The sequence below is a fragment of the Flavicella sp. IMCC45668 genome (genome assembly GCF_057219105.1).
Map to the genome: position 1 here is coordinate 2,273,577 of NZ_CM170114.1, position 16,457 is coordinate 2,290,033.

Sequence of the window (16,457 nt, forward strand, 5' to 3'; positions counted from 1 at the left end):
ATGAAAAGACTTAGTGAAAAATACATCGACACAAAAGAAATAGAATGGGAGCAACTTGGTGGAGGAGTCTCTAGAAAATTCTTGGGATATGATAACCAAATAATGATGGTAAGAGTAAAATTTGAAAAAGGTGCCTTGGGAGCTCCACATCAACATTTTCATACGCAAGCAACCTTTTGCGCCTCAGGTAAATTTGAATTCGAAATAGACGGAGAAAAGAAGATCGTAGAAGCCGGTGACGGAGTTTATATTGAACCAAACTTATGGCACAGCGCTGTATGTTTAGAAGAAGGCGAACTAATCGATACTTTCAGTCCTGTTAGGGAAGATTTTTTAAGTGGTGATGGGGTCTCTTATTTTGGGGATAAATCTTAGGGTATACAATTGTGTTAATGTTAATTTTGATAATTAAACAAAACTTATTAACTTCAATATCATGAAGCCAATATGAATTACAAGTTTATTTATATAAATATTTGTTAATTTTTTTTGATATACGATTATATTATTCTATATTTGGTAAACCAAATTGGTTCTCCAGTTTGGGAAACCACAAAAACAAAACTAATCTAAACCATAATAAATGAATAAACCTTAAACAAAAAAAGGATGGGTGCACGCCCATCCTCTTATTAGGACACTTCTTTGGAGGGAAGTAAATCCGATTACATGTTATCATTATACACAACAACATCTTACAAAAGTACAAAATTCCTTTTGTATACAGTAATTTTATTGTGTAAAGTGAAAGATAGTAGATGTAAATCTTATTAACTAAATAGTACTAAAGTACTACCAAACTAACACTTTAAACATGAAAAACACACTTAATTTTTGTAAAACAAAATTGCTGTTTACAGCTTTTCTGTTAACCAACATTGCATTAATTGCCCAGACTAACCAAGAAATTTCAGGGACAATTACATCATCAACTGATGGAGCAGCCATTCCAGGAGTAAACGTATTAGTCGTTGGAACTTCGAATGGTACCACCACAGACTTTGACGGAAACTATCAAATTAGCGCGCCTCAAGGAAGTAAAATTTCCTTTTCTTTTTTAGGTTTCGTTACGAAAACGATTTCGGTATCAAATCAAACAACTGTTAATATTTCATTAGAAGAAGATTCCAATGAATTAGATGAAGTTGTTGTAGTCGGTTATGGAGCCAGAAAAAAGAGTGACATTACCGGATCTGTTTCTTCTGTAAAATCTGAAGAACTAAATGCCTTTCCAGTAGCAGACGCTTCACAAGCTCTACAAGGTCGAGCAGCAGGAGTTGTTGTGCAATCTAACAATGGTGGAGAGCCAGGTGCTCCTATAAGTATTAAGATTAGAGGTAACACTTCAATCTCTGCTAGTAGTACTCCTCTTGTGGTTGTTGATGGTTTCGTTGGAGGTTCAATGCCTCAAGCAGCGGATATCCAATCTATGGAAGTATTAAAAGATGCCTCAGCTACCGCTATTTATGGATCCAGAGGATCTAATGGAGTAATTTTAGTTACTACTAAAAAAGGTAGGCAAGGTAAAATTACAGTTGAATTAAACAGTTCTTATTCTGTACAAAATACCGCTAATAAATTAGATTTATTGAATGCTGAAGACTTTGTAACATACCAACAACAAATTAGAACCAACAATGGTAACAATACTCCTTATAACGACGGTGGATTTGATACTGATTGGCAAGATTTAATTTATCGCACAGGTAATACGCAAAACCATACATTGTCTTTTTCTGGTGGAACTGACAAATCTAACTTCTATGCCTCTGGAAATTACTACAAACAAGATGGTGTTTTAATCAACTCTGGTTTTGAAAAAGCAACATTCTTAAGCAACCTTGATGCTCAAGTGACTAGCAAATTAAAATTAGGATTGAATCTATACGGAAGTAAATCAACTAAAAAAGGAGTCGCAACTCAATCTACTGGTAACAATGGTGTTGGTGGTGGTGGTGATGATGCGATTTCATTAGCCATGAGATTTGACCCTACAAAAGACATCAAAGATGCTGACGGAAATTTCTCAACAAATGATCAAATTGGTGACCCAGTTGACAATCCATATGCAGTAGCATCTCAAAGAACTGACAATACGAAAGAAGATGAGTTTAGAGCAAATGCATATTTAGAATATGAGATAATTGAAGATCTTACCTTCAAAACGACGTTTGGTTTAAGTACAAGAAACACAATGCAAGGAATTTATGTTCCATCTACATTGATTGTTTCAGCTTCAGCCGTAAGCGGAAGAGCTAGCGTTGAAAACTGGAAACGTTCTACAGCATTAACTGAAAACTACTTAACATATAATAAAGAAATCGGAAAAGGTAAACTTACTGCATTAGCAGGTTTCTCTTACCAAAGAAATTTAACAGAGCGCTCATTAGCTCAAGGAACAGGGTTTATTTCTGATTCATTCTTATACTATGGACTAGAAAGTTCTACTGGATTTTTACAACCTGAATCTCAATATACTGAAGTAGAAATCCAATCAGTATTTGGTAGGATAAACTATGACCTGAACGATAAGTATTTAATTACAGCAACGTTAAGACGTGATGGTGCATCAAACTTTTCTAAGAACTATAAATATGCAAATTTCCCTTCTGCCGCTTTAGGGTGGAAAATTTCTAATGAAGAGTTCCTAATGGAAAACAAAACAATATCTAACTTAAAATTAAGAGCTAGTTATGGTTTAACAGGTAACCCTTCTATTGCCGCTTATCAATCATTAGCATTGTTATCAACGTTATATGCTTCTAGTGAAGGTGCAACTGTTCCTGCAGTTACTGCGGAGCAACCAGCAAACGAAAACTTGAAATGGGAAACTTCTTATCAAACTAACGTGGGTGTAGATTTCGGCTTCCTAAACAACAATATTAACTTATCTGTTGACTACTATAATATTGATACAAAAGATTTGATTTTACCTAATACTGGTATCCCAGGATACGCAGGATACTTAAATGATGAAATTCTTGGAAACTTAGGAGAGATCAACAACTCAGGATTTGAAATTTCTATCAATACAAGAAATATTTCTAATGAAAACTTTAGATGGACAACAGATTTTAATATCTCTGCTAACAAAAGTAAAGTAGTGAAATTAGCAAATGATGCAGATTTCTTTGATGACGGAACTCCAAGTTACTTTAGTCATGACAGAAGTACTATAATGAGAGTAGGTGAAGAAGTTGGATTATTTTGGGGACTTGAATATGCAGGTGTAAAAAACGGAGCTACTCCAGCTGGTATGGCAGGTAGAACTGGTACTACTGTAGACGGAGATCCTTTATTTGTTGATATTGATGGAGATGGTGCTATTACCGATGAAGACAGAACAATTATCGGTAATCCTAATGCCGACTTTAACTGGGGTTTCACAAACAATTTTGTGTATAAAGATTTTGATTTGAATATCTTTTTCCAAGGGTCTTCAGGAGGTGAAATTATGAACTTAACAAACGTACAGTTAACGAACGGTGACTCAAATACTACACAAGACTATTTCAAAAATGCTTGGACTCCAACCAATACAAACACAGATCAACCACGTGTTGGAAATAATAGTAACAGAGAAATTTCTTCCCGTTTCGTAGAAGATGGAAGTTATGTTAGATTAAAAAATATAGCATTAGGATACAACCTTCCAAGAAATGTATACGAAAAAATCGGTATTGAAAATATTAGATTAGCAGTAAGTGCACAGAACATATTGACATGGACTAAATATTCTGGATTAGATCCAGAGGTGAATTTCTTTGGTTCAGCTGGAAACAACAACATGTCCACGAACACTGTAAATGGCTTTGATTTTGGAAATTATCCAACGGTAAAATCTGTAACATTTAGCCTAAACTTGAAATTTTAATAACCCTATAAAACACATAGACATGAAAAAATATAAATATATATTATTATTGGTTGGATTATCGATAGTAGGGTGTACTGACTTGGTTGAAAAACCATTAGGAACACTGTCTCCTGATGGATTCTTTCAAACATCTCAAGATCTACAAACAGCAATAGAGGGATCTAAGACTGCTGCAATTAATGAGAAATTCTGGGGTAGAAAACTTTCTATCGCCTTGATGTTACGTTCAGATATGGTAAATCTTCAATCTACGCAAGAAAGAAGAGTTGAAATGGATGAACTTACAACATTACCTACTAATGGAATGATCTCTGAGTATTGGATAAAAAGTTACCAGGGAATTACAGCGGCAAACTTTGCAATAAAAGGTGCTGAATCGTTAACAGATGCGAACAAAAACGAAGTAGTTGCTCAAGCATACTTTATGAGAGCCTTTTACTATTTTCATTTAGTAAGACAATTTGGAGCAATTCCATATTTAACGGAACCTGTTAGTGATATTGATGCAGCATTGTCAATTTCTAGCACGCCTGCTAGTGACGTGTATGCCGGAATTATCTCAGATTTAGAATTTGCAGAAGCTAATTTACCAGCTACAACAAATGCAGCTTCAATTCCTTCTGCCGGAGCAGCTTCTTCTTACTTAGCTTTGGTATATTTAACAAGAGCTGGAAATACTCCAAGCTCTCCAGATTTCACAACTGCATTAACATATGCTCAAAAGGTTATCAATTCTGGAAATTATTCTTTGGATACAAATTTCCAAAACTTATTTAATGCAGACGCTATCGATGCTTCCCCAGAACCAATTTTCGCATTAGATTACAACGGTGTTGAAGCATCAGATAATGCTTATGATCAAATTGCGCCAATGGCTGGTATTAGAGGAGATGATAGAAATGATGGTGGGGGATGGTCTGTAGCAGTACCCACAGAAGCAGTATTCGCATCTTTCGATCCTTTAGATTATAGAACCGAAGTAAGTTTTGATCAAGAAGCCAATATTGGTGGTGTAAAAGTTGATTATACCAACTTCACTATTAGTGGACATGAGCATGCAAGAAACACTCCTTACATTGCCAAATATGCACGTTATCCTGGTTTCTTTGCCCGTGGAAGTGGTAGAGCAACAAGCCATAATTATTCAATGATGCGTTATGCTGAAATTTTATTAATTGCCGCAGAAGCAGCTGTTGAAACAGGGGATGCAGCTACTGCAACGGGATATGTCAACCAAGTGAGAGCTAGAGCGAGATTAGGTGGAGCTTACAAAACTGGAGCAGATGAAGCAAAGACATTTGCACCAAGTGCTGTTCCTGCTGATCTTGCTACAGTTACCGTTGCTGATGTAATTGAAGAACGTAGAATTGAGCTAGCTTTTGAATGTAAAAGATGGTATACAATTGCAAGAAGACAGTTAGGAGATCAAGTATTTTCTGCTTCTGGGTACGAAGGAGCTAAAGTAGGATGGGATGCATCTGTGGATTATCTTATGCCAATTCCTAATACAGAAATTGAGGCAAATCCTAACCTATCTCAAAACCCATACTAATCTATTCTAAAATTCAAAAATCTTGGACTCTTTTACCGAGTCCAAGTTTCAAACATCTGTTACATTATTTGTTTGAATTATTTCAATTTAAATTAGTTTCTGAAAACACGGGTCAATTATTACGATCCGTGTTTTTTTTAGTTTAAAACCAACCAACATCATGAAATACATTTTCTTATTTACACTTCTGGTATCAACTACTTTCTCTATGAAAAGTCAAACTATCCCTTTAGAAAAACTACACATGGCTATAGACACTGATCAAAATTTTTATTCCAAGGTCATTCTTAAGAATGAAATAAAAGGGATCACGGTCAATCAAATAAATATTACCAACAAAACATTGAAAGAGCAATTAATAGAAAATTCTAAATTCATCTATCTTTTTATCAAAGGGACAGGAACAATTTCCACCGAGAATAAAACATTCACCCTAGAACCTGAATCCATTTTTTTACCAAATGCAATCTCTAACTTTAGCATTACCCCTACCAAAAATGACACCTTATGTTATCTAAAAATAGAAAGTAAGTTAACAGAGCAAGACCTTTCAGATTTGAAAGAATTCCCAAAAGCCAATATCGAGAAAGTTTACTTCAAAAAATTTACGGAATGTGAAGCCTATACGGAACCCATAAAAAGTCCAAATACAATTAGCAGAACCATCTTACCTAATAAATATATTCCAAGAATAGCCATGGGTACCGTTCAAACAAAAGGACCAGATAAGGTTGGTGCCCATGAACATGGAATGCTAGAGCAATTATTTCTTGGTTTAAACAACAACTTTGTGACCGTATTTGCAGATGATGCCCATATAAAATTCCCTGAATACGCGTTGCTACATATTCCCCTAGGGTCAAGTCATTCCGTAACTGTAGACACAGATAAAGTAATGTATTATGTATGGATGGATTTTTTTAGAGATAAAAAAGGAGAAGACTGGCTAAAAACACATAACGCCGTATCAAGATAAACAACCTCCAACCTCTGTTCACCTTATCTCGAATAAATATTCGTAATATTTCACTATCTTTTTTTTGATACTCACCTTCAACTCTATATTTTTTGTTAAAATATTTTTTTTTAACATCATAAAACCTTATTTTTGGTAAACCAAATTGGTTTTCCAGTTTGGACAACCAGAAAAACCAATACCATATGACCAATTTTATACCCATCCACTTTTAACAGTTTTCCAAAAGAACCTAACGAATACAACTCCATTGAGTAAATTTTATCAAGGTTTTCTTTTTGATGCGAAAGCAAAAACATTATAACTTAATCAATACGCTTGTATTGTACCTCTTAAACTAACAATTTAAACATGAAAAAATCGATAAACAATTTAAAAACAAAACTAGTATTTTCAGTAGTTCTGTTGCTAAACATTGCGATATACGCTCAGGACAACACCATTACAGGGACCGTTTTATCTGCTACTGATAATGTCCCAATCCCTGGGATCAACGTAGTTGTTGTTAAATCAAACAAAGGAGTCACAACGGACTTTGATGGTGCTTTTGAAATCAAAGCAAAAACCGGTGATGTTTTACAATTCTCCTATGTGGGTTATGTATCTCAGACTGTAATTATTAATGATCAAACAACCTTAAATATTCTTTTGAAAGAAGATATTTCTAATTTAGATGAAGTTGTTGTTGTTGGATACGGAACACAAAAAAAATCTCATTTAACGGGTGCAATTTCACAAGTAAAAAACGAAACTCTAGATGAAATAGCGGTAGCCAGAGTTGATGACGCATTGATCGGACAGGTATCTGGTGTAAATATTCAAGCCACTGATGGTCAAGCAGGTGCACCACCAAGCATTACCATTCGTGGAACTGGTTCTATGGCAGGTGACTCAACTCCATTAATTGTAGTGGATGGAATTATTGTAGATTCAGACTTCTTAGGTTCTCTAAACATGAACGATGTAGAATCTTTTGAGATCTTAAAAGATGCTGCTTCTTCTTCTATATTCGGTTCTAAAGGGTCAAATGGTATTATCATGATTACGATGAAATCAGGTATCTCAGGTAAAACTAGAATCAACTACTCTACTTTTACAGGAATAAAAACAGGTAGAAAAAGTGATGCTTATGGTCAAACGGTTGAGAGTTGGGCGCAAAAGCAAAGAGATCTAGGATTGGAAATTTCTGATTACACAAAATTCGGACTTTCTACAGGTACTGACCGTAGCTGGCAAGATGTTTTTATCGGAAGTGGTGCTATTACAAACCATTCTCTTTCTATTAGAGGTGGAAATGATAACGTAAAATATGCGTCAAGTTTAAGTTATTCAAATGATGAGGGAGTATTGTTGCTTGATAACTATGAAAAATTTGGAGCCCGTTTAAAAGTAGATTTTAAAATCAATAAAAAATTATCTGCTGGAATGAACTTTACACCAAGTTATACGGTAAGAAAAAGATTTTCAGAAAACATTCATAACGTGGCACGACAAATGCCTTGGTTACCTATTTACCATACAGAACATACTTTAAATTACATTGATCCTAATGGTCAATTTGCAGATGTACAGGTAGGAGATTATGCTCAAATGCGTCATTTTGAATTCACGGACTTAGATGGTGATGGTATCTACCAAGAAGAATTAACGAGTAATTTAGGAAATTCTACAAATCAAAATCCATATGCAAGAGTTGCAGAAAGAGAAAGAACGGATAATAAGTTTAAATTGTTCAGTAATGTATACGGACAATATAAAATCATGGATGGTTTAAAATTTAAATCTTCTTTATCAGTTTCAATGCAAGACACGCAAAGAAAAGATTACCTAGGAACATTGGCTCGTAGAGAAACAACAGATGCCTATATTGATGAAATTACTCAAAGAGACCAATATTTTATTTTCGACAATTTCTTCAACTATAACAAAACTTTTAACAAACATGATTTTGGTGTTACCTTAGGAAACTCAATAGAAAAAAGAGATTATTTCTTTTCTTCTATTAGAGGTATCGGAATTGTAAATGATAAAATACAACAATTATCGAATGCACCTATCCCATCAAATGCACAAGGTTTTGAATGGACCAAAAGAGGAATCTCTTTTATCTCTAGATTCAATTATGCATTCGACAACAAATATTTAGTTAGTTTGAGTTTAAGAAGAGACGGTAGTTCAATTTTTGGATCTCAATATAAATACGGAAACTTCCCTGCAGCTTCTGTAGGTTGGAATATTGACAAAGAAGACTTTTTAGAAGATACTGATGTAATCTCAAGATTAAAAGTAAGAGCTAGTTACGGGGTTACAGGAAATGACAGATTGAACACTGGAAGTGTTGACCCAGATGCACAAGGAAGTACTTCTCAATTGAGTACAGGTAATATTTTAGTTGACTACTACCCTAGTTTAGATTTAGTATCAAATGTAAGTTATACGGAAGAAGGTAGTATCAAATCAGGATACTCTCCTGTAAACATTGGTAATCCTGAATTAAAATGGGAACGTTTGATTGAAATAAATCCAGGAGTAGATTTTGGCTTGTTTAGAAACAGAATTACTGGTTCTATTGACTGGTATCAAAGAACAAGTGATCAATTACTATTAAACAATCCAATTTCAGCAACTTCAGGTTACTCAAATACATTGGATAACATTGGAAAAGTAAAAAACCAAGGATGGGAGTTTGAATTAAGAACGAAAAACATCAGAACAGAAAAATTTAGTTGGAATTCAACGGTTCTTTTAACAACAAACAAAAACACTTTGGTTGATTTTGCATCTTCTAATGGTCAAATTACAACAATCGATAACAAGAGACCGACAGAGTGGATCAACTCAGAAGGACAACCAATTTCTTCTTTCTATGGTTATGTTGTAGACAGAGAAGTTCCTTTAGATGAATTCAGTTCTTCTAACTTCTTTAGACATGTTGGACAAGAAACAGGAGTGGTATATGTTAAAGATTTAAATGGTGATGGTGTTTTAGATGAAGAAGATAAAACTGAATTAGGGAATCCTTATCCAGAGTTTATTTGGAGTTTCTCAAATGAGTTCAGCTATGGTAACTTAAGTTTTGCTTTTATGTTTCAAGGAAGTCATGGAGCAGAAGTGAGAAATATTGCAGACCAATATTTATTCAACCATACTGCTTTTGACCAAATTAAAAACACGGTAGATAGTGAGTTCATCGTTGAGAAAATCTATACAAACAGCATCATTCAAGATGCCTCATATATAGCCTTACGAAATATTAATATTGGATACAACTTACCTCAAAGTCTTTTGGCTAAAATGGGTAGTATCTCTAATCTTAAACTATATGCTACAGGTCAAAACCTGTTATACTTTACTGCTGATGATTACACAGGTTGGAACCCAGAAGCGTTAGACAAAACAAGTCCAACACAGTACGGATACCAACGAGGTGGTTCTCCGATTGCTCGTACAATTTCTTTAGGTGTTAATATTGATTTTTAAAAAAAACAAACAATGAAATATTCAAAATATATAACAATCGTATTTTTCGCTTTTCTGCTTAATTCATGTTCAGATTTTCTAGATCCAGATCCAGATTCTGCCATTAAAACAGAAAACTTTTATCAGACACCTGAAGAACTAGAGCTTGGTTTAATTGCCATCTATGATGCACTTCAAGGAGTAAACTCAAATCAATTGAACGACAATAGAGGTGTTCAAGTTGAGTTTTATGTTACAGAAATGTTATCTGACAATAGTAACACAAGATCTCCAGATGCAAATGATTCTGCAGATGCCGGACAATTTGAGAACTTTTCTGTTCAAGCAAACAACGGAATTTCAGCAAACTACTATTCTAGCTTGTATCGTGTAATTTACCTTGCAAATGTAGTGTTAGATGCAATGAAAACTTTAGAACCTGAAGCTTCTTTCGAAAGAGTTGAAGCAGAAGCTAAATTTTTAAGAGCCTATGCTTACTTCAATCTAATTCGTATGTATGGAGAAGATGTGGAAAATTTGGGACTGCCATTAGTAGATCATGTATTAACTGAAGATGAAAAAGCAATTCAATTTACTAGAGTTTCAGAGAATAAAATCTATGACTTTATTATTGAAGATTTTATCAGAGCTACTGAAGGATTAGACGACACTTTTAAATCAAGAGCTTCTAAAAGTTCAGCCCATGCAATGTTAGCTAAAGTATATATGACTTTAGACAACCCTGATTATGCGCAAGCACTTGTTCACCTAGACCAAGTTTCATCAGAGTATGCCTTATTAGACAATTACATAGATATTTTCGATCCTACAAACGAATTAAATGATGAAATCATGTTTGCCATTGGATTCTCTAATGATGCTGCAAACGATAGTCAAAATTATTCAGCAGAATTTGCTGCTACAGGAAATTCAAGTGGTTTGAATTATTTAACGACAGACCTACATGCAAAATTGACAAATTTTGGGGGTACAAACCGTGCACTATTTGATATCGATAGTAACGATTCAGAAGACAAATATCAAACAGCTAAACACTATACTACGAGCTCTGATGATGAACAGGCAGGTACTGATTTTATCGTATTGAGATATGCTGATGTTGTGATGATGTACGCAGAAGCAAACCTTGCAGGAGGTAGTGAAGTTTCTGTATCGGGTACTTGGGGTGATAACTATAACAAAATTAGAACCCGAGCGGGACTCTCAGCTGTAACTACAATATCTAAAGACGACCTAATTCAAGAAAGAAGATTTGAATTCTTTTCTGAAAACCAAAGAATGTTTGATTTGAAACGTTTTGGAGTTGCTACAGAAGTGTTGACTGCTTTTGCAGAAGCAAATGGATATAACTTTAACGCTTTTGATGTTACCTTACCTATTCCATTGAGAGAAATCAACTTAAGTCCACTGAATACAAATGGTGAACCTGCATTGATTCAAAATATAAATTGGAGATAGAAACTAATTCTTGAAGCTAACGAATAATTAAATTTCAAAAAAATGAAAAACTTAAAAAATATAAAAATGAGAGTTTTGAAAAAACTACCAGCCGTAGCTTTATCAATAATAGCATTGGCAGCTACCTCTTGTGATTTCTCATACGATTTGGCAGGAGAAAACTCTAAAGAAGACAAAACGCCTCCTACCGCGTTTTTTGGAGCCGTAACTGGAGAAGGTGATCAATGGAATAAAGCAACCTTTGCAAATGAATCAATTAGCGCAAGTAATTTTGTATGGGATTTTGGTGATGGAAGTGAGCCGTCAACAGATTTTGAACCAAAAGAACATTCATACCCTCCTATTACAGCAAGTTATGATGTTACCTTGTCAGTATCTGATAATAACGGACTAACTGATGTCTATACTAATTCTGTATCAATAATTGACAATGGTGAGCCTTTAGGAGACTTGAACTTGTTTTTCGACTTGATCAATACTGGTGATGCAGGAGAACCCGTAACGGTTCATAGCTTTTCATCATACCAAGTAGAGAAAGACGCATTTGCTTCAAATACTTTGGATAAAAATGCCGGAACTCGTTGGACTGCACAAGATGATGCTGAACTTATTGAAGGTAGCGTTAGATCCGATGGTGAATACATCATTTATGATCTAGCCAGTATTCTAGATTTAAGAGTAATCCAATTTACTACAGATGTAAAATCAGACCCTTATGGTTATCAAATTTGGACATCAAGCACAGGAACTGATGATGCTGATTTTACTAAAGTTATTCCAGAGGAAGGAGATTTTATGTTATCCGAATCTGCAACTTCAGAATTTCAAGTAAAAATCTTCCCTACTTCTATCAATTGTAGATACGTTAAGCTAATTGGTTTTGGTCGATTTGACGAAACAGGAGCTACTCGTAAAAGTCAATGGATGAATTTTACTCAAATAGAATTTTTTAAAGATAAAGAATAAGATATTATGATGAAGACAATGAAATATTTACAAAATAAAGGAATCATTAATTTTTCTTTTCTCGTTTCAATAGCACTTATATTCTCTTGTACAGAAGACATAGAAGGGGAAGATACAATAGTCATTTCACCTGCTCCTATCGCAGCCTTTACAGAAGTAGTGGATGTAACAGATTATAAAACATATATATTTACAGATAGATCTACCAATGCTTCAACATATGCATGGGATTTTGGTGAAGGTAATAGCTCCACTGAAGAGGAACCAACTCATACTTTTGGACAAGCAGGTTCCTACAATGTAGTTCTTACCGTGTCAAACGGTACTGAAACAACAGACAGAGTTGAAAAAACTATAGTTGTTACAAACCCTGAAGCTCCTGTTGTTGGATTTACTTTTCTTCAAGACCCAAATAATTGGCAAGTATATACATTTACGAATACCTCTACGAATGCGATTAGCTATTCTTGGGACTTTGGAGATAACACAACCTCAACCGAAGAATCTCCAACAAAAACTTTTTCTACCGAAGGTGATTTCGTAGTTACATTAACAGCTACAAATGATTCAGGAGACACTTCTGAAATGGAACAAACGGTTTCAGTTGTAAATCCTGATGCTACTGTTACACCTACCTTTAAAGCTATTGTTCAAAACGGTACAGGAGACGATCATTTAACAGGAAGTACTAGTGATAATGCAGATGCATGGGACATGACACCTAACAGTACCGTTATTGATGATGTATTGGGTGAAATTCCAAGTCCATATAAGGCATTATGGAGTAATTCTGACTTAAATGCTTATATAGATGCCACTTACTGTACTAATGAGCAACCTGGATCTGCAAGTGATGGTTCTTACGTGAATGGATCCAAGACACGCTCTATTAAGATTTATCAAGCATGTAGACGACTTTATCAAAAACTAGCGGTTGAAGCTGGTGTAGAATACACCTTTACAATCGATTCAAGATCTGAAGCTGAAGGAATCAACTCTGATGTATATATTTTAAATACAGATATAACAACTGAGGTAGGAATAGAAAATTTTGCAGATAAACATTTCGAAATTACAAACGATTTCAATTCATCTAAAGGATCTGCAACTGATAATACTTTTACCACAAACACTTTTACTTTCATCCCAACTACAGATTGGATAGTAATCTACATAAAAGCTCCATTATCAGTTGATAGCAGCACAGAAGTATTTTATGATAACATTGACATCATTACTCCAGGTTTTGAATAAATTCAACTCCAGTAGTATCTAATAAAACATGGAGATACCGTTAAATTTCAAACAAGATTTATAACTGTATCTCCATCATAAAACATAATCACATGAATTGTAAAACGACATCTTTAACATTTTTTATCGCCCTATTTTTATCACTTGGCGCATATTCTCAAACACAAGAGACAGGTGTTAATGAGTCCGACGTTAAAATTGAAAAAAAGGAGAAGAAGAAAAAAAAGAAGAAAAGAAAAAAAACAAAACTTCCTAAAATTGATTTAAGTCACTGGAAAGTAACCTTACCAGTTGCAGGAGAAAATGGAAAACCTGTTGAAATTGGTCCTCCAGAAATCAACAACTTTGCCAATATTGAAGTAGCAAAACCGTACATGTACATCGACTCAACAAAGGGTGCAATCGTGTTTCATTCCATGCCAACGAATTCAAAAACCCGTAATACAAAATATACGAGATCTGAATTACGAGAGCAAATGGTGCCAGGAGAAAACAATATCAACTGGACTTTCAAACAAGGGGGATACATGAAAGGAAAACTTGCCATGGAAGAAACTACCAAAGATTCGAATGGTAAATATCATAGAACGATTATCATGCAAATCCATGGTCGTTTGACAAATGAGCAAAGAGATTTAATTGGTGAAGATGACAACAACGCTCCTCCTATTTTAAAAATATATTGGGATCAGGGAAAAGTCAGAGTCAAAACTAAAGTATTGAAAAACCCAAATGCAACCTACGAAGAACTTTTACATGAAGATGCATGGGGAGATGATGATGGTTTTAATTTTAAAGAAGAAGTTGGATTTAGAAAATTCACTTTAGAAGTAAAAGTCTCTGAAGGGAAAATGGTCATTGTTCTTAATGGAAGTGAATTTAAAGTATACAAAGGAATTCACATGGAAAAATGGGGCGTATTTGAAAATTATTTCAAAGCAGGAAATTATTTCCAATCAAGAGACAAAGGAGCCTATTCTAAAATAAAATATTACGAATTAGAAGTTAAACATTAAATAAATACCACTTGAAAAAAATATTCTCATACAATCAATATCTTTTGACAAGTTTTTTGTCGATCTGCATTGTAATTTTAGCTATAAGTTGCCAGGGTACTTATGAGAATACGATAGTACTATCAAGTGACGAACCGGAAATACCTGAAGAACCAACAAATGGTGAAATACCAAATGATGACTATCAACTTCCAAATATTGATCTTCAAAATTGGAAAGTGACATTACCCATAGGTAAGCCCGATGAAATTGAACCACCAGAAATTTTAGGTTATGGTACAATTGATAAATTGAAACCATTTTTTTACAACGACTCCATAAATGGTGCTCTTGTATTTCATACGTATCCTGGAGCTTCTACCGCAAACTCAAGTTACTCAAGAACTGAGTTAAGAGAACAAATGGTTCCTGGAAGTAACAGCACCAACTGGACCTTTAAAGAGGGAGGTAGAATGAAAGGCACCCTTTCTATGGAAAAAATTTCTAAAAAAAGTGATGGAGAATATGATAAAACCATCATTATGCAAATCCATGGAAGATTGACGAATGAACAAAGAGACTTAATTGGTCAAAAAGACAACAATGCCCCTCCCATGTTAAAAATTTATTGGCAAAACGGTCTAGTGAGGGTTAAAACAAAAGTTTTAAACAATCTGAATGCCAGCAGTACAGAAATTTTAGAAACAGATGCCTGGGGCAACGATGATGGCTATAATTTCCCAGTAGATGTAGGTTTTGACAAATTTACTTTAGAAGTGATTGTTTCAGAAGGAAAAATGGAAATAATCTTAAATGAAACCTATTCAAAAGTATATCAAGATATACATATGGAAAAATGGGGTGTATTTGAAAATTATTTTAAAGCAGGAAATTATTTAGGATCGACAGATCCAAATGCATATGCAACAGTAAAATATTACAATTTAACAGTGACACATTAAAATTATTTGGTTGAGTTAGTGAAAGAATTTTATCGGGATTTATCCCGGTAAGATTCCTTCCAAACACCCGAGAAACAAACAAAAAAATTAACTTTAAAAATATTTTTTATACAGGAAAATAATCTATACATTTACACCAACCAATCTGGTTAACCAATCTGGTTGGAAATACAACGACGATATGAAATTAGAAGTACTTACAAAAAACGAAAATAAAGATATACAAAATTCGATCATCTCTAAAATTAGAGATCTCATCAACTATAAGAATTTGGAGCCTGGTGATAAGTTACCATCAGAGCGAATGCTGTCTGATAAGTTTGAGGTAAGTAGAAGTAACGTAAGAGAAGCCATTCAAAAATTAGAATTTTATGGTTTGTTAAACTCTATTCCACAAAGTGGAACCTTTGTTGCAAATATCGGTGTTGTAGCACTTAATGGTATGATTGAAGATATTCTTCGTTTAGAAAAGCAAGATTTTAAATCTCTTGTAGAAACGAGAATTCTTTTGGAGCTAAAAACGGCTTCTTTGGCAGCAATTAGAAGAACAGACGAAGATTTAGAACAGATCAAGGAAGCTCTGGATGCCTATCAAGAGAAAGCTTTGAGTGGACAAGATGCAGTACAAGAAGATCTTCTTTTTCATCTTGCAATAGCAAAGGCTAGTAAAAATAGTTCTATAAATACATTCATGTTGATTATTACGCCAGAAATAATCATAAATATTGAAAAATATCATGTATGTGCGGACGGATTAGCTATTTCTGGTATAAAAGATCATCAAGATATTTATGAAGCAATCAAAGATCAAGATCCTGCTTTAGCGAAAGAAAAAATGAAAATACACTTTAAAACATTATACGAGTATTGCGCAAACAACGAATAAAAATGACAAATTCTGATTTACAGGATGCACGACCTGTTTGTTAGATATATA

General features: G+C 34.2%; 11 protein-coding genes. All 11 read left to right on the top strand.

Annotation, left to right across the window (positions count from 1 at the left end; genetic code table 11):
* The 11 genes from AC2DZ0_RS09420 to AC2DZ0_RS09470 all read left to right on the top strand — a co-directional run bounded on the left by AC2DZ0_RS09420 (position 1) and on the right by AC2DZ0_RS09470 (position 16,406).
* Entirely contained in the window at positions 1–375 is a 375-nt protein-coding gene (locus AC2DZ0_RS09420; RefSeq protein ID WP_484641466.1) for a cupin domain-containing protein, read from the top strand.
* Between the two features lie 439 nt (positions 376–814).
* Positions 815–3,874, top strand: a complete 3,060-nt coding sequence (locus tag AC2DZ0_RS09425) for a SusC/RagA family TonB-linked outer membrane protein (protein WP_484641467.1) — start codon at positions 815–817, stop codon at positions 3,872–3,874.
* Positions 3,875–3,896: 22 nt separating this feature from the next.
* Positions 3,897–5,429 carry a RagB/SusD family nutrient uptake outer membrane protein gene (locus AC2DZ0_RS09430; RefSeq protein ID WP_484641469.1) on the top strand — a complete coding sequence of 511 codons (1,533 nt, stop codon included), beginning with the start codon at positions 3,897–3,899 and terminating at the stop codon, positions 5,427–5,429.
* Between the two features lie 160 nt (positions 5,430–5,589).
* Positions 5,590–6,405, top strand: coding sequence for a cupin domain-containing protein (locus tag AC2DZ0_RS09435; protein ID WP_484641470.1), 816 nt, complete (start codon positions 5,590–5,592; stop codon positions 6,403–6,405).
* 351 nt (positions 6,406–6,756) lie between these two features.
* A complete protein-coding gene (locus AC2DZ0_RS09440; protein WP_484641471.1) occupies positions 6,757–9,885 on the top strand; it encodes a SusC/RagA family TonB-linked outer membrane protein in 3,129 nt (1,042 codons plus the stop codon).
* Positions 9,886–9,897: 12 nt separating this feature from the next.
* Positions 9,898–11,343, top strand: a complete 1,446-nt coding sequence (locus tag AC2DZ0_RS09445; protein WP_484641473.1) for a RagB/SusD family nutrient uptake outer membrane protein — start codon at positions 9,898–9,900, stop codon at positions 11,341–11,343.
* 42 nt (positions 11,344–11,385) lie between these two features.
* Positions 11,386–12,309 (top strand): PKD domain-containing protein, encoded by a 924-nt coding sequence (locus AC2DZ0_RS09450; protein ID WP_484641474.1) that lies wholly within the window; start codon positions 11,386–11,388, stop codon positions 12,307–12,309.
* Between the two features lie 18 nt (positions 12,310–12,327).
* Entirely contained in the window at positions 12,328–13,563 is a 1,236-nt protein-coding gene (locus AC2DZ0_RS09455) for a PKD domain-containing protein (protein ID WP_484641475.1), read from the top strand.
* Positions 13,564–13,655: 92 nt separating this feature from the next.
* The gene (locus AC2DZ0_RS09460) at positions 13,656–14,579 is read left to right on the top strand and encodes a polysaccharide lyase family 7 protein (protein WP_484641477.1); all 924 of its coding nucleotides are present in this window, start codon (positions 13,656–13,658) and stop codon (positions 14,577–14,579) included.
* A gap of 20 nt (positions 14,580–14,599) precedes the next feature.
* Positions 14,600–15,520 carry a polysaccharide lyase family 7 protein gene (locus tag AC2DZ0_RS09465; RefSeq protein WP_484644833.1) on the top strand — a complete coding sequence of 307 codons (921 nt, stop codon included), beginning with the start codon at positions 14,600–14,602 and terminating at the stop codon, positions 15,518–15,520.
* A gap of 181 nt (positions 15,521–15,701) precedes the next feature.
* Positions 15,702–16,406: a FadR/GntR family transcriptional regulator gene (locus AC2DZ0_RS09470; protein ID WP_484489814.1), complete on the top strand. Its 705-nt coding sequence runs from the start codon at positions 15,702–15,704 to the stop codon at positions 16,404–16,406.
* Positions 16,407–16,457 lie beyond the last annotated feature (51 nt).